The sequence below is a fragment of the Nocardia sp. NPDC127606 genome (genome assembly GCF_042671725.1).
GTDB lineage: Bacteria > Actinomycetota > Actinomycetes > Mycobacteriales > Mycobacteriaceae > Nocardia.
Genome location: NZ_JBHXWQ010000008.1, coordinates 29,770 through 53,350, shown reverse-complemented (window position 1 = coordinate 53,350; position 23,581 = coordinate 29,770). Strand labels below are relative to the sequence as shown.

General features: G+C 66.7%; 26 protein-coding genes and 1 tRNA gene. 12 read left to right on the top strand and 15 right to left on the bottom strand.

Going from position 1 to position 23,581, the window contains the following annotated elements; translation table 11 throughout:
• Positions 1–58 precede the first annotated feature (58 nt).
• A complete protein-coding gene (locus ACFVJ5_RS28335) occupies positions 59–712 on the top strand; it encodes a TetR/AcrR family transcriptional regulator C-terminal domain-containing protein (RefSeq protein WP_379224664.1) in 654 nt (217 codons plus the stop codon).
• 74 nt (positions 713–786) lie between these two features.
• Positions 787–1,191, top strand: coding sequence for a hypothetical protein (locus ACFVJ5_RS28330; RefSeq protein WP_379224662.1), 405 nt, complete (start codon positions 787–789; stop codon positions 1,189–1,191).
• Between the two features lie 41 nt (positions 1,192–1,232).
• On the opposite strand, the gene ACFVJ5_RS28325 is transcribed toward ACFVJ5_RS28330, so the two are convergent.
• The gene (locus tag ACFVJ5_RS28325; protein ID WP_379224660.1) at positions 1,233–2,123 is read right to left on the bottom strand and encodes a ribonuclease Z; all 891 of its coding nucleotides are present in this window, start codon (positions 2,121–2,123) and stop codon (positions 1,233–1,235) included.
• A 146-nt stretch (positions 2,124–2,269) separates the two neighbouring features.
• Between ACFVJ5_RS28325 and ACFVJ5_RS28320 the strand changes: the two genes are divergently transcribed.
• From ACFVJ5_RS28320 to ACFVJ5_RS28310, 3 genes are all read left to right on the top strand, one after another.
• Positions 2,270–3,031, top strand: coding sequence for a class I SAM-dependent methyltransferase (locus ACFVJ5_RS28320; protein ID WP_379224658.1), 762 nt, complete (start codon positions 2,270–2,272; stop codon positions 3,029–3,031).
• A 232-nt stretch (positions 3,032–3,263) separates the two neighbouring features.
• Complete coding sequence (locus tag ACFVJ5_RS28315; RefSeq protein WP_379224656.1) at positions 3,264–3,830, top strand: RNA polymerase sigma factor; 567 nt, start codon at positions 3,264–3,266, stop codon at positions 3,828–3,830.
• Positions 3,820–4,092 carry a hypothetical protein gene (locus ACFVJ5_RS28310; protein WP_379224654.1) on the top strand — a complete coding sequence of 91 codons (273 nt, stop codon included), beginning with the start codon at positions 3,820–3,822 and terminating at the stop codon, positions 4,090–4,092. The genes ACFVJ5_RS28315 and ACFVJ5_RS28310 overlap by 11 nt, the downstream gene beginning before the upstream one ends.
• Before the next feature lie 51 nt (positions 4,093–4,143).
• On the opposite strand, the gene ACFVJ5_RS28305 is transcribed toward ACFVJ5_RS28310, so the two are convergent.
• A complete protein-coding gene (locus ACFVJ5_RS28305; protein ID WP_379224652.1) occupies positions 4,144–4,788 on the bottom strand; it encodes a GNAT family N-acetyltransferase in 645 nt (214 codons plus the stop codon).
• Between the two features lie 185 nt (positions 4,789–4,973).
• Between ACFVJ5_RS28305 and ACFVJ5_RS28300 the strand changes: the two genes are divergently transcribed.
• Positions 4,974–6,116, top strand: a complete 1,143-nt coding sequence (locus ACFVJ5_RS28300) for a serine hydrolase domain-containing protein (protein WP_379224650.1) — start codon at positions 4,974–4,976, stop codon at positions 6,114–6,116.
• A gap of 5 nt (positions 6,117–6,121) precedes the next feature.
• On the opposite strand, the gene ACFVJ5_RS28295 is transcribed toward ACFVJ5_RS28300, so the two are convergent.
• The 5 genes from ACFVJ5_RS28295 to ACFVJ5_RS28275 all read right to left on the bottom strand — a co-directional run bounded on the left by ACFVJ5_RS28295 (position 6,122) and on the right by ACFVJ5_RS28275 (position 10,336).
• Complete coding sequence (locus ACFVJ5_RS28295; RefSeq protein ID WP_379224648.1) at positions 6,122–7,450, bottom strand: hypothetical protein; 1,329 nt, start codon at positions 7,448–7,450, stop codon at positions 6,122–6,124.
• Positions 7,447–7,824, bottom strand: a complete 378-nt coding sequence (locus tag ACFVJ5_RS28290; RefSeq protein WP_379224646.1) for a hypothetical protein — start codon at positions 7,822–7,824, stop codon at positions 7,447–7,449. Before ACFVJ5_RS28290 ends, ACFVJ5_RS28295 begins: the two co-directional genes overlap by 4 nt.
• Positions 7,821–8,015 carry a hypothetical protein gene (locus ACFVJ5_RS28285; RefSeq protein WP_379224644.1) on the bottom strand — a complete coding sequence of 65 codons (195 nt, stop codon included), beginning with the start codon at positions 8,013–8,015 and terminating at the stop codon, positions 7,821–7,823. Before ACFVJ5_RS28285 ends, ACFVJ5_RS28290 begins: the two co-directional genes overlap by 4 nt.
• On the bottom strand, positions 8,012–9,784 hold the full coding sequence (locus ACFVJ5_RS28280) for a hypothetical protein (RefSeq protein WP_379225099.1): 1,773 nt from the start codon (positions 9,782–9,784) through the stop codon (positions 8,012–8,014). The genes ACFVJ5_RS28285 and ACFVJ5_RS28280 overlap by 4 nt, the downstream gene beginning before the upstream one ends.
• A 210-nt stretch (positions 9,785–9,994) precedes the next feature.
• Positions 9,995–10,336: a winged helix-turn-helix transcriptional regulator gene (locus ACFVJ5_RS28275; protein WP_379224642.1), complete on the bottom strand. Its 342-nt coding sequence runs from the start codon at positions 10,334–10,336 to the stop codon at positions 9,995–9,997.
• A 133-nt stretch (positions 10,337–10,469) separates the two neighbouring features.
• On the opposite strand from ACFVJ5_RS28275, the gene ACFVJ5_RS28270 reads away from it, so the two are divergent.
• Positions 10,470–11,123: an FMN-dependent NADH-azoreductase gene (locus tag ACFVJ5_RS28270; RefSeq protein ID WP_379224640.1), complete on the top strand. Its 654-nt coding sequence runs from the start codon at positions 10,470–10,472 to the stop codon at positions 11,121–11,123.
• 70 nt (positions 11,124–11,193) lie between these two features.
• On the opposite strand, the gene ACFVJ5_RS28265 is transcribed toward ACFVJ5_RS28270, so the two are convergent.
• Complete coding sequence (locus tag ACFVJ5_RS28265; protein WP_301905639.1) at positions 11,194–12,396, bottom strand: lipid-transfer protein; 1,203 nt, start codon at positions 12,394–12,396, stop codon at positions 11,194–11,196.
• On the bottom strand, positions 12,389–12,835 hold the full coding sequence (locus tag ACFVJ5_RS28260) for an OB-fold domain-containing protein (RefSeq protein ID WP_356982260.1): 447 nt from the start codon (positions 12,833–12,835) through the stop codon (positions 12,389–12,391). Before ACFVJ5_RS28260 ends, ACFVJ5_RS28265 begins: the two co-directional genes overlap by 8 nt.
• 119 nt (positions 12,836–12,954) lie before the next feature.
• Here ACFVJ5_RS28260 and ACFVJ5_RS28255 point away from each other — a divergent pair, with 119 nt between their 5' ends.
• Entirely contained in the window at positions 12,955–13,707 is a 753-nt protein-coding gene (locus ACFVJ5_RS28255) for a GTP-binding protein (protein ID WP_379224637.1), read from the top strand.
• A 346-nt stretch (positions 13,708–14,053) separates the two neighbouring features.
• Here the strand turns inward: ACFVJ5_RS28255 and ACFVJ5_RS28250 are convergent, their stop codons facing one another.
• The 6 genes from ACFVJ5_RS28250 to ACFVJ5_RS28225 form a co-directional block, all read right to left on the bottom strand.
• Positions 14,054–14,272, bottom strand: a complete 219-nt coding sequence (locus ACFVJ5_RS28250) for a hypothetical protein (RefSeq protein ID WP_379224635.1) — start codon at positions 14,270–14,272, stop codon at positions 14,054–14,056.
• A gap of 186 nt (positions 14,273–14,458) precedes the next feature.
• Positions 14,459–15,955 (bottom strand): IS607 family element RNA-guided endonuclease TnpB, encoded by a 1,497-nt coding sequence (gene tnpB / locus ACFVJ5_RS28245; protein ID WP_379224633.1) that lies wholly within the window; start codon positions 15,953–15,955, stop codon positions 14,459–14,461.
• 3 nt (positions 15,956–15,958) lie between these two features.
• Positions 15,959–16,030: transfer RNA gene (locus ACFVJ5_RS28240), tRNA-Val, on the bottom strand.
• 32 nt (positions 16,031–16,062) lie between these two features.
• Positions 16,063–16,527, bottom strand: a complete 465-nt coding sequence (locus tag ACFVJ5_RS28235; protein ID WP_067456651.1) for a peroxiredoxin — start codon at positions 16,525–16,527, stop codon at positions 16,063–16,065.
• A gap of 73 nt (positions 16,528–16,600) precedes the next feature.
• The gene (locus ACFVJ5_RS28230; RefSeq protein WP_101469203.1) at positions 16,601–17,023 is read right to left on the bottom strand and encodes a DUF3052 domain-containing protein; all 423 of its coding nucleotides are present in this window, start codon (positions 17,021–17,023) and stop codon (positions 16,601–16,603) included.
• A gap of 127 nt (positions 17,024–17,150) precedes the next feature.
• Entirely contained in the window at positions 17,151–17,699 is a 549-nt protein-coding gene (locus ACFVJ5_RS28225) for a hypothetical protein (protein WP_378639088.1), read from the bottom strand.
• 216 nt (positions 17,700–17,915) lie between these two features.
• On the opposite strand from ACFVJ5_RS28225, the gene aceE reads away from it, so the two are divergent.
• The 4 genes from aceE to acpM all read left to right on the top strand — a co-directional run bounded on the left by aceE (position 17,916) and on the right by acpM (position 23,573).
• Positions 17,916–20,798, top strand: a complete 2,883-nt coding sequence (gene aceE / locus ACFVJ5_RS28220; RefSeq protein ID WP_379224630.1) for a pyruvate dehydrogenase (acetyl-transferring), homodimeric type — start codon at positions 17,916–17,918, stop codon at positions 20,796–20,798.
• A gap of 44 nt (positions 20,799–20,842) precedes the next feature.
• Positions 20,843–22,144, top strand: coding sequence for a PucR family transcriptional regulator (locus tag ACFVJ5_RS28215; RefSeq protein ID WP_379225098.1), 1,302 nt, complete (start codon positions 20,843–20,845; stop codon positions 22,142–22,144).
• Between the two features lie 127 nt (positions 22,145–22,271).
• On the top strand, positions 22,272–23,186 hold the full coding sequence (locus ACFVJ5_RS28210) for an ACP S-malonyltransferase (protein WP_379224628.1): 915 nt from the start codon (positions 22,272–22,274) through the stop codon (positions 23,184–23,186).
• 81 nt (positions 23,187–23,267) lie between these two features.
• A complete protein-coding gene (gene acpM / locus ACFVJ5_RS28205) occupies positions 23,268–23,573 on the top strand; it encodes a meromycolate extension acyl carrier protein AcpM (protein ID WP_056821158.1) in 306 nt (101 codons plus the stop codon).
• Positions 23,574–23,581: the final 8 nt, after the last annotated feature.

Below are 23,581 nucleotides of genomic sequence, written 5' to 3'. Positions count from 1 at the left end.
TCTGTAAGGCTGACTTACATCTGTAAGCTTGTCAACATTTCGTCACCGAGGAGGTTCCATGCCCGGACGGCAACCGCTCAGTCGCGATCGTGTGCTGGATGCCGCGATTCGGGTCGCTGACCGTGGGGGAGTGGAGGCCATCACGATGCGGCGGGTGGCGCAGGAGCTGGGCGTGGAGGCGATGTCGCTCTACCACCATGTGCCGAACAAGGACGCGATGCTCGACGGGGTCGTCGACGCGGTGTTCGCGGCGATCGAGTTACCGAAGGCGGACTGCGCGCAGTGGCGGGAGGCGATCCGCGACAGGGCCTGTTCGGCGCGTTCGGTGCTGGCGCGACACAGCTGGGCGCTCGGGCTGATGGATTCGCGCCGGAATCCCGGATCGGCGACGCTGCGTCATCACGATGCTGTTCTCGGAGTTCTTCGCGAGGCCGGGTTCTCGCTGCCGATGGCCGCGCACGCTGTCTCGCTGATCGACAGCTACGTCGGCGGGTTCGTCCTGCAAGAGGCGAACCTGCCCGTGTCCGTGCCGGCCGACGTCGAGGAAGTCGCGGGCGGCATTCTCGCGAACCTTCCGGCAGACGAGTTGCCGTATCTCACCGAGATGATCGTCGACCACGCACTGCGGCCGGGGTACGACTACTCGAGCGAGTTCGGTTTCGGTCTGGATCTGATCCTGGACGCGCTCGAGGCACGCCGAGTGCTGCGCTGAGGCGCCAGCCCCCGATTGCGGGGGCACCGCCGTCCTTGTGTCGGAATCCGTTGTGGTGCAGCATCAAACATGTGATGAACAGACGAATTTCTGGAGCCATCCTGGCCGCGTCAGCCGCGGTCGTCGCCTTCGGTCCCGGTGCGCCCGCGGGCGCGGCGACCCCGTTCGCAGCACCCGAGATCACCTTCGCCGGTACCGCGGCGGGCACCGTTACCGCCACCCTGCGCAACCCGAACGACCGGGGACAGTGCTGGGCCGAAGCGGGCGTCGGACCCGAGAACAACCACGTGTTCTTCGGTGACAGCGCACCGGAATCGCTGGCCGACCCCGGCAAGACGGTCGTGACCTCGCTCGACGGCCTCGAGCCCGGCACCACGATCACCGCCCGCGGTGGCTGCGTCAACGGCGCCGAATTCGCGTTCTCCGAGTTGGTCACGGTGAATGTTCCGACCGCGACGCCCTCGACCGGAAGCTTCTAGCGGATTCGCTGACAGCCGCGGCCGGTACGCCGCGGCTGTCCTCAGCTGTCTGTGCGTCGTGGCGGGAGGGCGACGCGGTCGAGATCGTGGGCGAGGACGGCGTCGGGGAAGTCTGCCTGTTCGAGGAACAGGTGGTCCTCGCTTGCGGTGTAGCGCTCTGAGAAATGGGTCAGAACAAGGGTTTTCACGCCGCAGGATCGCGCGACCTCGCCCGCCTGGCGCGCCGTGAGATGGCCGCGTTCGTGCGCCTGATCCGTCTCGGAGTCGAGGAAGGTGGACTCGATGATCAGCATGTCGACGCCATCCGCGAGCTCGAAGACGTTGTCGCACAGGCGCGTATCCATGATGAAAGCGACCTTCTGCCCCGGCCTCGGCGCCGAGCATTCCTCCAGCAGCGGTCCTGACAGCTCACGGATCGCGGCGCCCGAGATGCCGTGTTCACGCAGCTTCTCGGGCAGAAACGTCCGGCTGTCCGGTTCGGCGAGGCGATAGCCGTAGGTGGGGATGCTGTGGGCGAGGGCAAGCGCGGTGAGGGTGAAACCGTTGCCCTGCAACGTTTCGCCGGAGCCGCTCACCGGGTGCTCGATCAGCGTGGGAGAGCCGTAGTAGCTCGTCGCGTACCGCAGCCGTTCCCAGTACTCGGCGCCCTCGGCGGGGTAGACGGCGTGCACGCCGTGGGGCACCCCATCGCGTCCGAGTCGCTGCACGATCCCCGGGACGCCCAGCGAGTGGTCGCCGTGAAAATGGGTGATACACAACCAGTTCAGTTCGGTCGCCGAAGCGCCCGCGTGGGCCATCTGACGCTGCGTGCCCTCGCCGGGATCGAACAGCACACCCTGCCCGTCCCAGCGCAGTAGGTAGCCGTTGTGGTTGCGACGGCGGGTGGGCACAGCTCCGGCTGTGCCGAGGACGACGAGTTCTCGTGTCGACATCGGCCCATCCTGGCGGGTCGCCGCGGCGGTGTCACGTCGATTCGATCGTCGGGGGCGATGAGCGGGTGCGCGGACGAGGGTGATGGTGAGATGGACCGAGTGCACGCCGAAGCTCGCACCGATCACACAGCTCCCGGAGGACGACGATGGATCTGTTCGACTACGACGCCGAACTACGCCTGCACCAGGCGCACTTCTTCGCGGCCGCGAAGGTCGGCACCGGTGATCGCGTGCTCGACATCGGTTGTGGCACAGGGCAGGCCACGCGCGAGGCGGCTCGCGTGGCGGTCGACGGGAGTGCGGTGGGGGTAGATATCTCGGAGGTGATGCTCGAACAGGCCCGCCGGGTCAGCATCGACGAAGGGCCATCGAATGTCGGTTTCGAGCTGGCCGATGCGCAGGTGAACACCTTTCCGCCCACCGCCTTCGACCTCTGTATCAGCAGGTTCGGTGTGATGTTCTTCGCCGATCCGGTCGCCGCTTTCACCAACATCGCCCGCGCACTACGTCCGGGAGGTCGTCTCGCGTGGCTGGTCTGGCAAGGCCACGACCGCAACGAATGGGCGACGGTGTTCAGCGACGTCCTCGCCGCGTCGATCGCCACGCCCGGCCGCGGACCGTTCTCGCTCGCGGACCCGATCGTCACCGAATCCATGCTGACGACAGCGGGTTTCACCGACATCGACTTCACCGAGATCGACGAGCCCGTCTACTACGGTCCCGACAGCGCGGCCGCCTACGACAACCTGCTCCGCCTGACAGGCTTCACAGCCTTCCTCGCCGCGCTCGAGCCCACGAAAGCCGAGCAAGCCCGAGCACGGCTGCGCGAGGTTCTGGCCGACCACGAGACCGAAACCGGTGTGTATTTCGACTCACGGTCGTGGCTCATCACCGCTCGTCGTCCCTGACGGTCTTCGAGGTGCCTGTGTGCAAGATTCGAACGATGCCGAGGTGCGCGGCGGTTCCCGACGAGTTTCGGGACGGGTGAATCCTTCGGGGTCGCCGGTGCCTCTTATGTGTGTCGCGACGAACGTCGGGACAGGACATGGAGGTTTGTTGTGGTCATCGGTATCGGTGTTGTCGTCGGTCTGGTGTTGCTCTGCACGTGCATGGTGGTCGTGAAGCGCAAACGAGCTGGGCGTGGGTGAGTCGCGGTGGCCCGATGAGCGATTGATCGTCGCCGCTCAGGGTGGTGACGTGGATTCGATCGCGGCACTGGTGTCGGGTTCGCATCCGCATATCCAGCGGTTCGCCCATTCCCTGTGCGCCACACCGGAAGACGCCGAGGACGCGGCGCAGGAGGCGCTGATCATCCTGTATCGCAAGATCGGGATGTTGCGGGCCTCCGGTGCGCTGGCGTCGTGGATGTTCCGGATAGTTCGCAACGAGTGCCTGCGTCGCGCGCGGACTGGATTGTCGGGACGAATCCTCGTGCAGGACAACATCTCGGCTGCTTCGGCCGAGGACGAAGTGCTGCGACGTCTGGAAGCGGGCAGAGTGGCGGCCGCGGTCGCCGACCTGCCCGCCGACCAGCGCAGCGTGCTGATCATGCGCGACATCCAGGGCTACAGCGGGCGGATGGTCGCCGATGCGCTCGGGCTCAGTACGGCGGCGATGAAATCACGGCTGCACCGGGCGCGGGCGACAGTTCAACAAGCGCTACGGGCTACGCCCGACGAGGCTCCTGGAGGAAATGATGAGCGATGATTTCGCGAGTAAGTCCATGTCCGAGCACCTGGTGCGTGGCGGGGTGGGGTTCGGCGCGCTGATCGGGTCGGTGGCGCTGATCCCGGTGGTCGGGCCGCTCAGCTTGTTGCTGCTGCCCATGGGTTTGATCGCGCTGCGCGGGTGTCCCACGTGCTGGGCGATCGGACTGATGCAGACCATCTCGAGGGGGCGGCTCCAGCGCACCTGTGAAGACGGCCAGTGCAAGCTGACCGTCGGCGACACCCATCGAGTCGCTTCCTAGGAGCTGACGGCTTCGAGCGGTCGACCATCCGGCCGACCGCTCGAAGGCAGCTCACTCCGCGCCGAGCAGGGGCAGACACGGCGTGAGTCCGTCGATCCCGACGGTTGTCCGCTGCAGGCTTTCCCATTTCGCGCGCGAGAGACGTACTCGGCGCTGGACGGTGGCCTTTCCTCGCACAGTGAGGCGCCGGATCCCGTCCGGCTCGTAGCCGAGCTTCTCGGAGACTCGCAACGATGGCGAGTTGTCGGCGAAGGCGCCGGATGTCGCGTCGGTGGCTTCAAGCCCTGCGAAGGCCAGATGGAGGACCGCTGCGCGCATTTCGGTGCCGATGCCTCGCCCTTGGTGTCGAAGACCGATCCAGGAGCCGGTGTCGACCTCACGCAACGTCGCGTAATCGCGGGCGGCGATCGCCTGCTGTCCGACGACTCGGCCGTGCTCGAAGACCGCGAGGTGCAGCGTCCAGTTGTCGGGGGACCAGTTGCCGAGTTGGAGCCAGTGGTGTTGAACCACCGAGCGTGCTCGCTCGCGGGGAGGAAGGTCTGTCCACGGGACGGCGAAGGGCATGCGGTCAGGGTCGTGGACGCCTTCCGCCGCGAGGTCGGCCAGCGCGGCGAGCTCCGCGTCCGAGGGCAGGCGGAGTTCCAGACGGGGCGTGGACAGCCGCAGTCCGAACAGTGGCCAGTGATCGGTGAGCATGAGTCATTCTGCGGGGCGGACCCGACCCTTCTCACCTCATTTTCACGGCAGTGAATCCCCAGTGCCGCAGGTGAATCGAGGGTGCGAATCCCTGTCCGGACCGAGCGAGGCTTCCGCGTGATCTCCGGGTGTGGTCCAGGGTTGTTCCGGATGTGTCAGCGGTGGGGGATTCCTAGGGTCGGATCATGCGCAGATTTTCGATCCTTGCCGCGATGGCGGTTGTCGTCACCTTGGTTGGGTGTTCGAGTCCGGAGGACGGCCCCGAGGTCTCGCCCACCGAGAACCGCGCGGAATCGTCCGACCGGGTGCAGCGGGTGCGCGACGACATCGACGCGGCAGTGGCCTCGGGGGTGTCGGGGGTGATCGCGACACTCACCGAGAACGGCAAGACCACCACGTTGGCTGCTGGTGTTGCCGATCGCGCCAGTGGATCGCCGATTCCGACCGAGCCGCCGCAGCAGGTACGGGTCGGCAGCGTCTCGAAGTCCTTCGTCGCGGCGATCGTGCTGCAACTGGTGGCCGAGCGGCGAATTCAGCTCGACGAGCCTATCGATACGTATCTTCCCGGCCTGATCGTCGGCGACGGTGTCGATGGGCGGGCCATCACGGTGCGCCAGATCCTGCAGCACCGCAGCGGACTGCCCGAGTTCGCCGACTCCCCGGAAATCGATGAATACCGCGCCGTCCTCGCGGGCCGCACGTTCACACCCACCGAGGAGCTCGCACTCGCCTTGCGGCACCCAGCGAAGTTCGAACCGGGCGCCCGCTTCACCTACACGAACACGAACTACCTCGTCGCCGCGATGATGATCGAGCGCATCACCGGACGCCCCTACGTGGATGCCTTGCAGGACAGGATCATTCGCCCGCTGGGTCTGACCGATACCTACCTGCCCGCCACCGGCGAGCACGATATGCGCGGCCCGCACCCCCACGGCTACGCGCCGATCGACGGCACCCGCACGGACGTCACCCGGATCGAACCCTCGGTGCCGTGGGCGGCAGGCGCACTGGTCTCCACCGGCGGCGACCTGAACCGGTACTTCCTCGACCTGGTGGCGGGAAAGGTGGTGGCGGAACCGGAACTACAGCAGATGCTCGCCGCCTTACCCACCGGCGTGGACAGCATGCCCGAATACGGTCTCGGCGTGATGTCGGCCGAACTGTCCTGCGGCACACGCTATATCGGGCACACCGGCGGAATCACCGGGTACGCCACCTTCTCCGGCGCCACCACCGACGGGCGGGCCGCCACGATCGTCTGGACCGAGCCGCCCAGCCAACAGCCGGACATGATGGCCATCCTGACCCGCGCCCTGTGCCCCTGACTCGACTAACCCCCGAACTGCAGATACAGCCCGGTGAACGTGAAGCCGACCATGGTCAGCATCAACGCCAGCTGGCCGGTCAGCCGGTGACGCGGCGGGAGCAGGACCAGGCAGCGGTCGTGCGCGGCGGCGACGCCGAGGATGTGGCCGATCAGGACAGCGAGCACCTTGCAGGTGGCGAGCACACTCGGATGGCTGGACAGCACGTAGGTGACGTCTCGATCGGCGAGGCCCGCGACGTTCCATCCACGGTGGAGTGGATCCGCGAACAGCAGCACCGTCGCCTGCCCTTTCTCGAGGAGGAACGTGAGGTAATGGGCGATCAGATAGCCCGCCACGATCGGGGTGAGGCTGAGCGCCAGCCGCCGCGGTAGCAACGCTCGATCGGCGCGGGAGAGGCCCCCGGTGGCACGCGCGGCGACGGAGAACAGCCCGCCCACCACCCCGATGAAGACCAGCAGTCCCGCCGTGCGCACCAGCGTCGCGTCGACGGCCGGGGCCAGGTCGTCGACCAGTTCGCGCCACCGCGGGAAAGTGGAGAAGCTGTCGAAGGCGGTGGAACCGAGCAGCGTCGCCGCGACCGCGACCGATCCGGCGAGTCCGGGAGTCCCCGCGAGATTGTTCAGCGGCATCCGCAACACCGGCTGCCCCGCGCGGTCGCGGCCGTAGGCGCTCAGGTGCGCCAGCAGCGTGCTGTACACCTCGAGCGGATCGGCCCGCTCTGCCCAGACGGTGCCGAACAGCACGAGTCCGATCGTGGTCACGACCAGATAGCCGAGCAGCCACATCAGCACCGAGCTCACCGACCCCGGTGCGCGCCAAGCCAATTCCAGCCACACGAAGGAGAACAGGCCCGCGGCGGCCGGGAGACAGCCCCATTCCTCGCGATAGCGGAGAAGTCCGTGCTCCGGCGGGCGCCGCAGCAGCAGGCAGCCGAATCGATGGATCGCCCTGACCGGGGAGACGACCTTCCACACCGGTCCGATCAGCAGGGACGCCACCATCACCCCGACCCAGACACCGATGTAGAGCACTCCCGGCACCGGATTCAGGGCCGGATCCGAGGAACCGAACACCGCGATGACGATCACGCCGACGGTGACCACCACGCTCGCCACGGCGACGACCGTCCGCGTCGCGCGGGCGTCGATCAGCCGGCGAACCGGCGTGGGCAGCGGGAATCCCGGCGAGGCGGGGTCGAGTCGTGGTCGACGCCAGGCGAGGAACAGCAGCGCGAACGAGAAAGTGAGCGCCCACGCCGCACCGATCAACGCGTAGGTGAGCGGAATCGGCAGGTCGGCGGCACCGTTGAGGCCGTGGGCGAGGAGATTCACTGCCGGACCAGCAGTGTCGTCACCGTCCGTCCGAGGTGGTGCAGTTCGATCTCCACCCGGCCCGGCACCGTCACGGTGAAGTCGAACTGCTGGCCGGAAGCCGCGGCGACGGGAAAGGTGTGCGTGGGGGCGGAGTGGACATGCAGTTCGTCGGTGGCGTCACTGTCGACCCGCAACACGATGCGTTGCCCGACCGCGGCCTCGGTGCGCGTATTGGCCGGGGACACCGCGCCGTTCGCGATCCGGATGTCGATGGTGCGGGCCGCGCTCGCGGGCTCGTCGGTCGGCTCGGACCCCGCACCCGATGAGCAGCCCACCAACAGCGAACCCGCGACGACCGTGACGAAGCCGTACCGGAGCCGACGATGTGTCACGGGTTCTCCTCGGTGCCGTCGGTCGGTGCGGATTGTGCTCGTGCGTCCTCGTTTTCGCGTTTCTCCGCGCGCCGGTCACGCATCGCGATGAACAGCACCAGGCCGACCAGTGCCACCGCGGGCAGGAAGGCGGGGATCGCCAGCAGGAGGGAGTGGTCGGCGAGAATGTCGACGTTCTCCTGGCGAATCATGGTCCGACCGTTGCCTTGTGGTTCGGGGTGCTGCCCGCCGCCAGATAACGGTCGTTCACGCGGGCCGCGCCCCACGCCATCGCCGCGATCAAGGCCAGGCTGCACGCCAGCACCACCAGGCCCGCGAGGCCGATCAGCCAGGAAGGATGGTCGAAGGACCGCTCGCGCTGCAGGACCGAGATCTCCTCGACGAACGGCCGCGTGAAGCTCGCGGGCGCGGGCACCTCCGCGGCGCCGATGCCGCGATCGAGCGGCATGAAGATCGGGAGCGCGGATTGCATGCGTCCGTCCTGCAGGCGCAGCACCGTCTTCCAGGTGCCGTGCACTGGCACGGGCCGGGTGGAGACGAAATGGTCGTCGGCGACGCGACGCAGCTTGTCCACGACGAGGCCGTGGCCGGGGCTGTCATCGCCGGTGCCGCCCTGCCAGGCCAGGATCTCCACCCATTCGGGATCGGAACCGATCAGGTCCTCGGGGGAGAGCCGGATGTCGGCGGTGACCATCCGCCCACCCTGCTCGGGATCGGCGTCGGTCAGCGCGACGGTCGCCGACGCGTTCTCCGGCACCCGAATGATCAGCCCGTTCGCGGTCGCCGCCGCCGCGATGACCACCGCGGCGACCACGAGTCCACGCCGCACCGCGGGCCTGGGCAGTGCCTCGCCGCGCAAGACGGTGCCCAGCATCGCGCCGATCACACCGCCGGCCACACCCACCGGCACCGCCATCGCGAGCAGTTCCAGCCACATCCCGCCGACCCAGGGGTTGACGAACATCCGCTCGATCCACAGCGATTCGAGCCAGATGCCCACCGTCGCCACACCGAGCCCGGTGAGCGCGCCCCACCAGAGCGGTCGGCGAATCAGCGGTACGAGGGCGAGCAGTTCGACCACGATCGCGGCGCCGAGATAGAGCGGGAACACATTGCGTGGCGCCTCGAATCCGGTGCCGACGAGGACCGCCACGATGTACCGCACGCAGAAGGCGAAGGCCACGAGCAGCAGCGTGCTGAGTGGGCCGAGCGTCAACCGCGCCGAGATCAACGCGATCGTGGCGGCGAAGACGATCAACATCGGTTGCAGCACCAGCCGGAACTGCTCGACGCCGAAGTCGAACTCGACCTGGAACACCGACAGCCCGATCACCAGGCCGCCGAAAGCGAAGGCCTGAATCGCCCACAGCATCCGCCCGTCGGTCCGTTCGGGGTCGGGCCGGTTGTATCGGCCCTCGAGCTCGAGCAGGAGCACGCCGATCAGCGACAGACCGGCGCCGCCGATGAGCATGAGGTGGGTGGGTCCCCAGAGCGTGACGTCCTGGCCGAACAGCCGGTGCCAGATGTCGTCGAGCGGGAAACCGATCAGCGCGTACAGACCGGCGCCGGCGATCAAGATGCCGCCCACGGGGGCGTACCAGTCGCGGGTGATCTTCACCGCGGCCCTGCCCGGCTTCTCGTCGAGCGGCAGGATGATCGCGAGCATGCCCGCCATGAAGAGGAAGAACAGGCCCACGAGGATGAAATAGTGCGCCGGGTTGGCCAGCGGTCCGTCGTCGCGGCCCTTGCCGACATGCAGACTCACATCCCAGATGAAGCCGAGAAACGCGGTCAGGATGGTCGCGAGGAACATCGCGATCGGCAGCGCCACCCAGCCGGGACGGTTCATGAGGCGACCGCTGAAGTCGGCCAGCCGCCGCAGCCAGGTGATGCGTCGCGTCCGGTGCAGGTAGGCCACCCAGAGCAGAACCGCGCCGACCACCGCGGCCGCCCCGGTCATCAGCGCCACCTGATCGAGGGCGGCGCCACCGCCTTCGGTGCCCGGCGCGGCCAGGATCGTCGACAGATCGCTCAACACTGTGGCCACGGCAGTCCTCCGATAGGTCGAAGCGCCCGGTCTGCGGGGTACCGAACAGTATCTCGAATTCCGCGCTGCGCCGATACCCCCGCGCGCACAGGTCGCGGGCAGGCGCTCAGCCGCGCGAGGTGTCTACCCGGCCGGACGCAGCTGCTCTCGGTACTGCTCGCCCCAGGCCTCCATCAGCAGAATGATCGGGACCAGACCGCGGCCGAAGTCGGTCAGCTCGTACTCGACCCGGGGCGGAACCTCCGGGTACACGGTGCGGGTGAGCACGCCGTCGCGCTCGAGTTCGCGCAGCTGCGCGGTCAGCATTCGCTGGGTCACGTGCGCCATCGCGCGGCGCATCTCGTTGAACCGGGCCGTGCCCTCGCTCAGATGGAAGACGATCATGCCCTTCCATTTGCCGCCGATCACATCGAGGGTGACCTCGACGGGGCAGTCGAAATCGAGATCCTGCTTACGTTTCGCCATGCACATCCTCGTCTCACCGGCAAAGGTATGGAAAAGGGTACTGGGTAACAGAAATGTGCGTTCTTACGTGGATATTCCCCGTCGGGCAGGCTCGATCCAGCAAGCCGACCCAGTCCCGACAGGAGTCTCAGAGATGGCCCAGCTACTTCAGCTCGATGCCAGCCCGCGCCGATCGCGCTCCCACACCCGCACGCTGGTCGAGGAGTTCGTCGCGCGCTGGAGCGAGGGTCGACCCGGTGACGCGGTGATCCGTCGCGACCTCGGCCACGAACCGCCTCCGCACCTCACCGAGGACTGGATCGCCGCCGCCTTCACCACACCGGGGGAGCGCACCCCGCAGATGCGCGACACCCTGGCCTACAGCGACCAGCTGGTGGACGAGCTGTTCGCCTCCGACGTGCTGGTGCTCGGAGTCCCCATGTACAACTTCGGGGTACCGGCCATGCTGAAGGCCTACATCGACCAGATCGTCCGGGTCGGCCGCACCTTCTCCTTCGATCCCGAGGCCGCGGCTCCGTACACACCACTCACCGCCGGCAAGCGCGCCTTCGTCATCGTCGGCACCGGTGACGCCGGCTACGAGACGGGCGGTCCGCTGGCGAGCATGAACCACGTGGAGCCGTACCTGCGTACGGCTCTGGGTTTCATCGGTATCGATGAGGTCGAGTTCGTCTACACGGGCAACGACGAATTCGGCGGCGAGCGCCTACGGCGATCCCTCGAACGCGCCCGCGACCGGGTTGCCGACCTGACTCCTGAGCGCGAAGTCGTCGATATAGCGGGCTGAGTGCACCCGGTTGACGCCGAAACCCCGGACATAGCCCGGGGTTTCGGTAACCGACCTGAATGATTCAGGGTCAGCGAGTGGCGATGATCGCCGAACCATGGCCGAAGAGGCCTTGATTCACCGCGATGCCCGCGCGGGCGTTGTCCACCTGGCGGCCGTCTGCCTGGCCACGCAACTGCCAGGTGAGCTCGCAGACCTGAGAGATGGCCTGTGCGGGGATGGCCTCACCGAAGCAGGCAAGGCCGCCGCTGGGGTTCACCGGTACCCGTCCGCCCAATGTCGTTGCACCACTGCGCAGCAGAGCTTCTGCTTCACCCGTCTCGCACAGTCCGATGTCCTCGTACCAGTCCAGTTCCAGCGCGGTGGAGAGGTCATAGACCTCCGCGAAGGACAGATCGGCGGGACCGATTCCGGCCTCTTCGTAGGCGGCGTGTGCGATAGCCGACCGGAAGGTGCGAGACGGGGGCTCGACGGCTACGGCCGAATCCGTCGAGAAATCCGGCAGATCGAGCACGGTCTTCGGGAACGTCGGCGTGACCGTCGACAGCGCGGAGATGCGCACCGGATCGGCGATGCCGTGGCGGCGTGCGTAATCCATCGACGTCAGCACCAGCGCGGCCCCGCCGTCGCTGGTCGCGCAGATGTCGAGCAGCCGCAACGGGTCCGACACGATCGCCGAGGCGGAGATCTCCTCGACCGAGACTTCCTTGCGGTAACGGGCATTCGGGTTGTTCAGGCCGTGCCGGGAGTTCTTCACCTTGACCGCGGCGAAGTCGTCGAGGGTGGCGCCGTGCAACGCCATGCGGCGGCGGGCGTAGAGCGCGAAATAGATGGGGTTGGTGGCGCCGAGCAGATGGAAGCGCAACCAGTCCGGGTCATCGCGGCGCTCGCCACCGACCGGCTGGAAGAAGCCCTTCGGCGTGGTATCCGCGCCGACCACCAGCGCCACCTCGCACAGCCCGGCCAGGATCTGGGCGCGCGCGTTGGCGATGGCCTGCGCACCGGAGGCGCAGGCCGCGTAGCTGCTCGAGATCTGCGCACCTGACCAGCCGAGCGCCTGCGCGAAAGTCGCGCCCGAGACGAAGCCTGGGTAGCCGTTGCGGATGGTGTCCGCGCCGGCGATGTAGCCGACGTCGCGGTGGTTCAATCCGGCGTCGGCCAGCGCCGCACGCGCCGCCACCAGGCCGTATTCGACGAAGTTGCGCCCCCACTTGCCCCAGGGGTGCATGCCCGCGCCGAGGACGGCGATGTCGCGATCATTCGTGTCAGTCATTGACCGGCCTCCACATCCACACCGTGTGCTCTGCGTCGTCGTCCTCGTACAGCGTCCCGACGGTCAATTCGACCGGCATGCCGACGGCCAGATCGTCGACGGTGAGACCGCGCACGACCTGCCCGAGAATCACCATCTGCTCGACCTCGAGCTCCACGGCCGCCACGACATAGGGCACGAAGGGATCGGCCGAGACGTAGGGCGCGGGCGGCTTGTACCGGGCGTCCGCGTACGACCAGATCCGGCCACGCGTGGAGAACAGGTACTCGACGAGCTCGGAGCCGTCGTGGGTACCGGTGCACTGCGGGTTGCGGCAGGCGAGCGTGTTCTTCGGGAAGTACGGCGTGCCGCAGTCGTTGCAGCGAGTTCCCTTGAGGCGTACCTGGCCGTCGTCCGCAGTGAACCAGTCAGCCACGGCGGGGCGTTGTTCTTTCTGCACGTGGCCGACGGTATAGGAACACGTTCTACTTTGGGGCGGAATTCCGTTCCAGCGCTGCTTGGGCGCAGGTACGGTGAGCGGATCGAGGATGCGATGACATCGATCTGGAGTACCGCGCGATGGGCACCAAAGCTATTGACCCGCAGTCGATTCGCAACGTCACGATCATCGGCGATGCCGACGCGACGGCGCGAGTGGTCCATCGCCTGCGCCGATGTTTCGGCGACGCCGAGGACACGGTCCGCTGGTCGATGGACGGTATCGAGCACACGATTCGCGTCGCTGAGCTATCGGGCGACGCGCTCATCGCCGACCTCGAACGATCTATCCGCGTAGCCGACGCGGTCATCGTTGTTGTGGACGCCGCCGCGCACGCCACCCCTCGACTCGAAACCATGTTGCGCGTCGCCGACGATCACCAGGTCGCCCGCCTGTGCCTGGTCAGCGGCCTCGACCAACCCGCCGCCGACTTCGACCGCTGTGTCCGCGCGATCGCCGATGCCCGCGGGGCGGTGCCGTTGGCACTCCAGATTCCCGCCGGCACCGGCGCCGACTTCGACGTCATCGACCTGGTCCCGCTGTCGGCACTCGAACCCGCGGCAACCGAATCCCTGGGAAGCCCAGGGCAACCCGCCGAGCGGTGGTACCGCACACTCGTGGCGACCCTGACCGAACAACACCCTGCGGACTCGCTCACCGTTCGCGACCTGCACGCCCGCATCCGGCGCCGCACCCGCAACGGCGACATCGTGCCCATCCTGTGCGGCGCACCCCTCGCAAGTGACGACATTGCCCCGCTCCTGGACGCCATTGTCCGCTACTTGCCATCGCCCCTGTACGTCTGTCAGCCGGAACACGCCCTCGACTACTGACCGCCGCGTTCGGACCTGATCGGGGACGTGGCTCAGTCGTAGTGGCGGCGGTGTGCCCAGTCGCGCTATCCACTCAGCGAAGTGCATAATCGAACGTATGTGCGACTCGATTCGGCTCTACCTGCGCAATGGACGCTGGACGGAACCAGCGCCGCGCTTCTGCCCGAACGGGCACCGACTCGGGACAGGCCGGTCGCTCGTCAGCGTGCTGCCCTGCGTCCGAATCGGCGGACACCACCGAACGCACACCTGCCTCGCCTGCGCCACGACCATCTACTGCCCGCCGATCCACAACGACTGCGAGCACTAGCCCTGCGCCGACCGAAATCCCTGTCCGGTGAACGATCTACAGAGGGATGACGATGGGCCCGCAGGAGTTGGCGCCGACGGCGCATCCGATCGCGGTGAGCACGGACTGCACCAGTGCGGAGGAGCCGGTGCCCAACGAGCTGCTGCCCGAACCCGACGGTGCTTCCGCGGCGGCGGGCCCGGCGGCGGTGACCAGTCCGGCAGTGATGGCGAGGGCCGCGGTGCCAGTGCGCAATGCCCGGCCGATGAGAGTCATGTCCGGAATCGTACGGTCGATCAACTGATTCCGACCGCCCCCGAATCCTGGGGCATCGGCACGTTTGACAGCAAGCGCGCTTCCTCCTTCGTCACCTCACAGTGATTGATGACGCGTGCGGGATTTTCCTGCGGCGAAGGCCTGCCACTTCTGCTGCGGGGGCGCAGAGGGGATCGAACCGTTGTCTCATCGGACAGCTGTCGCATTGCTGCGAGGCGTTGACCTCGGGGGCCTACCCGTGGCAGTACCCATTGCCGACAAGACGCCGGACTTACGCGGGTTTCCATCGGGCTTGTTTAGCGTCCCGACGCAACTCGCCGCGGACGGCCTGTCCTGCTGATGAACCAGCGAGGCAAGGTTTCTGGCCGCGTTGATGTCGCGGTCCAGTTCGGCACTGCAATTTTCGCATCGAAAGACCCGATCGGACAGGTGCAGTTTGTTTTTCACTGCGCCGCATCCGCTGCAAGTCTTCGAGCTGGGGTAGAACCGATCGGCGACAACAAGCGAGGTTCCTCGCCATTTCGACTTGTACGTGAGTTGGCGGCGTAGCTCGCCCCACGCCGCAAGCTGAATCTTCCGACTGAGCCTTCGGTTTCGGATCAGTCCGGCGACATGCAGATCCTCGATGGCTATGGACTCGCAGGAAGCGGTCAGCTGTGTTGTCAGTTGGTGAAGGCTGTCTGTGCGGGCATTCGTCAGCTGTTTGTGCACCCGCGCTATCTCTGCTCTGGTCTTCTCCCAGCGCCGAGATGGTGTGCGGTGGGTCCGCCTATCGGGACCGTGCCGACGTGTGGCGCGACGTTGCAGACGACGAAGCTTTTTCGTGGTGCGCTCGACATCCGGTGGCGCCGCGACGAACCCGTCCTCATCGGAGATTCCAGGGATCGGCATCGACAAAATCGCCAAGTGCTTGATCCCGAGGTCTACACCGACAACAGGAATCCGTTTGCCTGCAGGTGTAGTCGGGGGGCCGGACAGCTCGACCGAGAACGATACTTGCCAACGCTGGTTCCGGAAGCTGACAGTGGCAGAACGAATTCGGGCGCCCCCTGTTCGGATGCGCCGTTCCAGCGACCGGGTCGACTCCAGGGTGCGGACCACGCCGATCCTGGGAAGTTTGACATGTCGTCGGTCGGTGGCCACCAGCCCGAATGCGCCGGTAGAGAATCGGCAGGACTGTCGACTCCGCTTGGACTTGAACTTCGGGAATCGGCTAACCCGGTTCGTACCGGAATCCCGCCCCTGCGCCCAACGATTCAGCGCGGTGGCCAGGTTGGCCAGCCCGCTCGCGTAGGCCTCCTTCGAGTTCTCTGACCACCACGGAGCCGCTGTCGGCTTGGCTGCGTTCCATCGTTTGCGGAGTGCGTAGGCCGACCAGTTCATATGCGGAGTCAGATCTTCTACAGGGACACCATACGAGCGTTCGGCTTCACGTTGCGCGAAGATGGCCCGAACCATCGCGAGTCCCCAGTTGTAGGCGAACCGCTGGGCGCCGCAATGCGACTGGAGCATGTCCTGCTGGGTGGGGTGGGTTCCAGCGCAAAGACGAACGCGCGGAGCACAGAGCCGGTCGTTGCCGGGTGACTCGGAGTCTCCGGAGTTGCATCGAGCGAGAGCATGATCCCCCGTCCTGCGGCTGCTGTGATCACACTCACTAGTCGTGATGGTGGACCTGTACAACATCTGTGGGCGCAGTAGGGATCGAACCTACGACCGCTGGTGTGTAAAACCAGTGCTCTACCGCTGAGCTATACGCCCTGGCACCGCCGGGGAGTACCGGCGGTGTCGGGTTATGAATCTAGCGCGGCGAGAGCTTTCTCCCAAGCCGCCTGGTCACGGGCTTGTCCGGGGCCGTTCATCTCCGCGAAAGTGATGTAGCCGGACTTGTCGACGACGAAGGTTCCGCGGTTGGGGTAACCGGATTTCTCGTTGAAGACGTCGTAGGACTGGGTGACGGCGCCGTGCGGCCAGAAGTCCGACAGCAGGGGGAACAGGTAGCCCTGTTCCGCGGCCCAGATCTTGTGGGTGGGTGGCGGTCCGACGGAGATCGCGATGATCTCGGCGTCGTCGTTCTGGAACTTGGGCAGCTCGTCGCGGACCTTGCACAGCTCGCCTTGGCAGATGCCGGTGAAGGCGAGCGGATAGAACACCAGCAGCACGTTCTTCTTGCCGCGGAAATCCGACAGGGTGACGGGCTGGTTGTTCTGGTCCTTGAGCGTGAAATCCGGCGCGAGCGTGCCAACCTCTAGCGGCATACTACGAATCCTCCGTCGTGTCGGGTCCCAGCCGGGCATACGAGCCCAACTGAGACCCTAGCGAACGGCGGATTCAGCGCTGTTTGGACGGTGCCTTCGGCTGAACGAGGCGTGAGCCCGTCCAACTGCCGAGGCTGATGGTGGATGTCTGGGTCAGGCCGGCCGTGGGTGCGGCTTCGGCGATCTCGCTCGGATCGACATGGCCTTGTTGACCGGTTTTGGGGGTGAGGACCCAGATGAAGCCTTCATCGGCCAGCGGGCTGATGGCATCCATCAGCTCGTCGGCCAGATCGCCGTCACCTTCTCGCCACCACAGCAGGACGGCGTCGACGACCTCATCGGAGTCTTCGTCGACCATTTCGCCGCCGCTGACCTCCTCGATCTCGGCGCGCAATGCGTCGTCGGTGTCCTCGTCCCAGCCCAATTCCTGAACAACCAAGCCGTGAGAAATGCCAAGCTTCTGAGCGTAGTTCTGCGCGTCCGCCGCGGCGACCACGGTGGTGTCCTCCCTAAACTTCCGACAGTAAGATAGGTGCAAGCGAACATGGTTATCGGCCGCAGCGCAAGCTGATCGGATGAATTGGGACCGTATGCCGCGTGTCGGCAGGGCAAAATCGGCCGTCTCAACAGGCGTCGTGGACTGCGGTGCGTGCCTGGTTGATGGTGCGACTGGCCTCGTTGAGCTTGCCGACAGGTGAGTTGTAGGTCATCTTTCTGGTCTGCACGGCCAGCTCGCGCGCGGCGACGACATAGGCGGTGAATTTGTCGGCGAGTTCGGTCGGCAACGCGCCCGCCGCGGCGACGACGCCCGACTCCACTTTGGTCGCCGCGTTGTCGAGGGTGGTGGCCGCGGACTCGCGCTTGGCGGCGTAGTCGGGAGCGTTCGTGTCGTGCGCGGAGACGAAGTCGTTGTAGGCGGTGACGCCGGCGCCGGTGGTGGTGGCGAACTGCCCGCAGTTGTCGGTGATCGCGCGCTCGCGCGCGGCCGCGGCGCGCGAGGACGCGGCGGCCGAGGACGACGCCGCGGCCGTGGTCTTGTAGGCGGCGACTTCGGCCGCGTCGGTCGTCGGTGTGCCGGGGATCTGCTCGGCGCAACCCGCCACCACCGAACCCGCGGTCACGGCGACAAAGGCACAGATCAGCCCCAGTCGGCGCGCGTGCAGCACCCTCATCGTCCGGCGTTCCCTCTCACTCACGTGCGTGACTCGTATTTCCCCGCAGAACCTACCTAATGGTATTCGCGCTGAGGTGATGACCTCGGCAGCCGTTTCGGTAAGGATGGAGGGTGCACCCGAACCTTTCGCAACGGGTGGTCCGCACACCAAGCGGGCAGGCCCGGGGATAGCGACGCCGACCAAGCAGTTCAGCCCCCATCACGAGGAGCAGATTTGACCGACCTGATCCACTCTGCAGCTTCCAACGATCCAGTAGCGACCTCCACCGGGGGCGGTGAATCCACCACCAAACCCACCGGTGAACGGGTACGGGTCATCCGCGAAGGAGTGGCGTCGTATCTACCGGATATCGACCCCGAAGAAACCAGCGAATGGCTGGAATCCTTCGACGACATGCTCGACCGGGAAGGCCCGGGTCGCGCCCGCTACCTGATGTTGCGTCTGCTCGAGCGAGCGGGCGAACGCCGTGTCTCGATTCCGGCGCTCACCTCCACCGATTACGTCAACACGATTCCCACCGAGAACGAACCGTGGTTCCCCGGTGACGAGGAAGTCGAGCGCCGCTTCCGCGCCTGGATCCGGTGGAACGCCGCGATCATGGTGCATCGCGCGCAGCGCCCCGGAATCGGTGTCGGCGGCCATATTTCGACCTACGCGTCCTCGGCCGCGCTCTACGAGGTGGGCTTCAACCACTTCTTCCGCGGCAAGGATCACCCCGGCGGCGGCGACCACGTCTACATCCAGGGCCACGCCTCGCCCGGCATCTACGCGCGTGGTTTCCTCGAGGGCCGCCTGAGTACGGACCGGCTCGACGGATTCCGTCAGGAATACAGCCACGGCGGCCTGGGCAAGGGCCTGCCGTCCTACCCGCACCCGCGGCTGATGCCGGACTTCTGGGAATTCCCGACGGTATCGATGGGCCTGGGCCCGATGAACGCGATCTACCAGGCCAGGTTCAACCACTACCTCACCGATCGCGGCATCAAGGACACCTCCGACCAGCACGTCTGGGCGTTCCTCGGCGACGGCGAGATGGACGAACCCGAGTCGCGCGGCCTGATCCAGGTGGCCGCCAACGAGGCGCTCGACAACCTCACCTTCGTGATCAACTGCAACCTGCAGCGGCTCGACGGCCCGGTGCGCGGCAACGGCAAGATCATCCAGGAACTGGAGTCGTTCTTCCGCGGCGCGGGCTGGAACGTGATCAAGGTGGTCTGGGGTCGCGAGTGGGACGCGCTGCTCGGCGCCGACCGCGACGGCGCGCTGGTGAACCTGATGAACTCCACCCCCGACGGTGATTACCAGACCTACAAGGCCAATGACGGCGCGTACGTGCGCGACCACTTCTTCGGCCGCGACCCGCGCACGAAGGCGCTGGTGCAGAACATGTCCGACGGCGAGATCTGGAATCTCAAGCGCGGCGGCCACGACTACCGCAAGGTCTACGCGGCGTATTCGGCGGCGATGGCGCACAAGGGCCAGCCGACGGTGATCCTGGCCAAGACGATCAAGGGCTACACCCTCGGCAAGCACTTCGAGGGCCGCAACGCCACCCACCAGATGAAGAAGCTGGCGTTGCAGGACCTCAAGGACTTCCGCGATCTGCAGCGCATCCCGATCAGCGATGCCGAGCTGGAGAAGGACCCGTACCTGCCGCCGTACTACCACCCCGGCATGGACGATCCGGCCATCGAGTACATGCTGGCCCGGCGCAGGTCGCTCGGCGGTTTCGTGCCGGAGCGACGCTCGCCGGCCAAGCCGCTGAAGCTGCCGGGCGACGAGGCCTACCGCTCGGTGCGCAAGGGTTCGGGCAAGCAGAAGGTCGCCACGACGATGGCGCTGGTGCGCCTGCTCAAGGAACTGTTGCGCGACAAGGAGATCGGCAAGCGCATCGTGCCGATCATCCCCGACGAGGCCCGCACCTTCGGCATGGACTCGTGGTTCCCGACGCTGAAGATCTACAACCGCAACGGCCAGCTCTACACCTCGGTCGACGCGGAACTGATGCTCGCCTACAAGGAGAGCGCGGTCGGCCAGATCCTGCACGAGGGCATCAACGAAGCCGGTTCCACCGCCTCGTTCACCGCGGTCGCCACCTCCTACGCCACCCACGGCGAGCCGATGATCCCGCTCTACATCTTCTATTCGATGTTCGGATTCCAGCGCACCGGCGACAGCTTCTGGGCCGCGGCCGACCAGCTCGCGCGCGGATTCGTCCTCGGCGCCACCGCGGGCCGCACCACCCTCACCGGTGAGGGTCTGCAGCACAACGACGGGCAGTCGCTGCTGCTGGCATCGTCGAATCCCGCTGTGGTGACCTACGATCCGGCGTTCTCGTTCGAGATCGCGCACATCGTGCGCGACGGTCTGCGCCGGATGTACGGCGGCGGCGAGGCCCCGGCCAGTCAGCTGCCCGGCACCGAGGTGTCCGCGGTCGGCACGTTCGGCGGGGAGAACATCTTCTACTACATCACCCTGTACAACGAGCCCTACCAGCAGCCGGCCGAGCCCGACGATCTCGACGTGGCGGGTCTGCTCAAGGGCCTGTACCTGTACCAGGGTGGTGGCGAGGGCGAGGTTCGTGCCCAGATCCTCGTCTCCGGTGTGACCGTGCCCGACGGGTTGCGCGCACAGGAGATGCTGGCGCAGGAGTGGGGTGTGGCCGCGGACGTGTGGTCGGTGACCTCGTTCGGCGAGCTCCGCCGGGAGGCGCTCGACAAGGAGATCGCGGCGCTCAAGCACCCCGATGCCGATTCGGGTTCGCCGTATGTCACCCAGGCGCTCTCGGCCGCGCGGGGACCGGTGGTCGCCGCGACGGACTGGATGCGCGCGGTGCCCGATCAGATCCGGCAGTGGGTACCCGGCGACTACATCACCCTCGGCACCGACGGGTTCGGCTTCTCCGACACCCGCACGGCCGCGCGCCGGGTGTTCAACGTCGACGCGCAGTCGATCGTGGTCGCGGTGCTGGAGGGTCTCGTCCGGGACGGCACGTTCGACAAGGCCAAGGCGGTGGAAGCGGCCGCGAAATACGGCATCGACAGCGTGGCCGCCGCGCCGAAGCCGAGTGCGGACGCGGCAGAGGAACTCGCGTAGCGGACTATTGGACTGTGGAGCGCAAACCGCCGCGGCCCCGTCGGATCACCGAGGGCACCAGCGAACACGAGGTCTATCTGCCGACGGGGGCTCTGTCCCCGAATCGGCAGACCCGTGATCCGCTGCCCGACACGCTGCTCAAGCGGGTCAAGCAGTTCTCGGGCCGGCTGTCCACCGAGGCGGTGGGGTCGATGCAGGATCGGCTGCCGTTCTTCGCCGATCTGGACGCCGCGCAGCGAGCGGGCGTGCAGATGCTGGTGCAGACGGCCGTCGTGAACTTCCTGGAGTGGTTGCAGGATCCCGATTCCGATATCCGCTTCAGCCTGGACGCGTTCCAGGTGATTCCCCAGGATCTGGCGCGGCGGCTCACGCTGCGCCAGACCGTGGACATGGTGCGGGTGGCCATGGACTTCTTCGAGCAGTGGCTGCCCGCGCTGGCGCGCAACGATCGTCAGCTGGTGGCGCTCACCGAGGCGGTGCTGCGGTACGGGCGTGAGCTCGGCTTCGCGGCCGCCTCGGTGTACGCCAGCGCCGCCGAGTCGCGTGGCGCGTGGGATACCCGCCTGGAGGCCCTGGTGGTCGACGCGGTGGTCCGGGGCGACACGGGCCCGGACATGCTTTCCCGGGCCGCCACGTTGAACTGGGACGCCACGGCGCCCGCCACGGTGCTGGTCGGCACACCGCCGCTGGACCAGGGTGTGTCGACGGTCGGCGCGGTGCACACGATCGCGACCAAACACGGCAGGGCCGCGCTGGCGGTGGTGCAGGGTGCGCGTCTGGTGATGGTGGTCAGCGGGCATCTGGGGGAGTCGGGCATCGGCTCGCCGTTCCTCACCGATCTGCTGGCCGAGGTGTTCTCCGACGGCCCGGTGGTGATCGGTCCGACGATGCGCACCCTCGGCGCCGCGCACGCGTCGGCGATCGAGGCGTTGGCGGGGATGGAGGCCGTGGTGGGCTGGCGCGCGGCGCCAAGGCCCGTTCACGCCACGGAGTTGCTCCCGGAACGCGCCTTGCTGGGCGATAGAGCTGCAATAGAGGCGTTGAACGAGTATCTTGTGCTCCCGTTGGCTGCTGCCGGATCTTCGTTATCCGACACACTCGACGCCTACCTGGATTGTGGCGGAGCAGTAGAAACTTGCGCTCGGCAGCTGTACGTCCATCCAAATACCGTTCGGTACCGACTCAAACGAATCGGTGAGGTCACCGGCCGCGATCCCATGAATCCCCGGGACGCATATGTGCTCCGAATCGCAGCAACAGTGGGCCGTTTGACACGAACGCATAACGAATCGTCTCCCCCTGTCACAGAAACCCCGCCTGTCCCAATGGCTCACGACCCCCTGTAACGGGATTGGGGAAACGGTCGATCCCGACACCCCACCTCGGATTTTGTGGGACCCCTACAAAAGCGATCGGAAAGCTTCATTCGCGCCGACATCTCATGCGGCGGGGGTCACAGTGTTGTCTTAGGGGGTGATCGCGTTGCTTACCCCTGGACAGGGGTCCCAGACACCCGGCATGCTCACGCCGTGGCTCGCACTTCCCGGTGCGACTGATCGCCTCGAGCTCTGGTCGAAGGCCGCAGGCCTGGACCTGGTCCGTCTCGGTACCACCGCGACGGCCGAGGAGATCGTCGACACCGCGGTGACGCAGCCGCTCGTGGTCGCCGCCGCCCTGCTCGCGTTCGCCGAAATCGTCCCCGGGTCGATTCCGGCGGATACAGTCGTCGCCGGACACTCGGTCGGCGAATTCGCCGCAGCCGCTGTCGCCGGTGTCATCACCGCCGACGAGGCAGTCGCCCTCGCCGCCATCCGCGGCCGGGAGATGGCCAAGGCCTGTGCGCTGGAGCCGACCGGCATGTCCGCGGTGCTCGGTGGCGATGAGGCCACCGTGCTCGCACGGCTCGCCGAACTCGATCTCGTCCCGGCCAACCGCAACGCGGTAGGCCAGATCGTCGCAGCGGGCCGCCTGGAAGCTCTGGCGGAGCTCGCCGCGAACCCGCCGGAGAAGGCACGGGTCCGCGCGTTGCCCGTCGCCGGTGCGTTCCACACCGTCTTCATGGCCCCGGCACAGGAAGCTGTCGCCGATGCCATCGCCCAGATCTCGCCGAGCGACCCGATCCGGACGCTGCTGTCGAACTTCGACGGACAACCGGTCACCTCGGGCGCCGACGCGATCGAAAAGCTCGCCGCTCAGGTCACGCGCCCCGTGCGCTGGGACCTGTGCAACGAGACCATCCGCGCCGCGGCCGTCTCGGCCGTGGTCGAGTTGCCGCCCGCGGGCACGCTGGTCGGCATCGCCAAGCGGGAACTGAAGGGCACGCCCAATCTGGCCCTCAAGACCCCGGAAGACCTCCCCGCGTTGGTCGAACTGACCACCTCGGGCTAGCTTTCCCCCCGGCGGTCATGCACAGCGAAGTGCAGGCCGTTCACGAACCCTACAAATAGCAACAAGAAGGGAGCCACCAAAGTGGCCGCTCTGACCCAGGAACAGATCGTCGAAGAACTCGGCAAGATCATCGAAGAGGTTACGGGTATCGAACCCTCCGAAGTGACCCTCGAGAAGTCCTTCGTCGACGACCTGGACATCGACTCGCTGTCCATGGTCGAGATCGCTGTGCAGATGGAAGACAAGTACGGCGTCAAGATCCCCGATGAGGATCTGGCCAGCCTGAAGACCGTCGGCGACTCCGTCGCTTACGTCCAGAAGCTCGAGGCCGAGAACGCCGACGTCGCCGCCGAGCTCAAGGCCAAGTTCGACAGCGCCGGCGAGTAGGGCCGAAC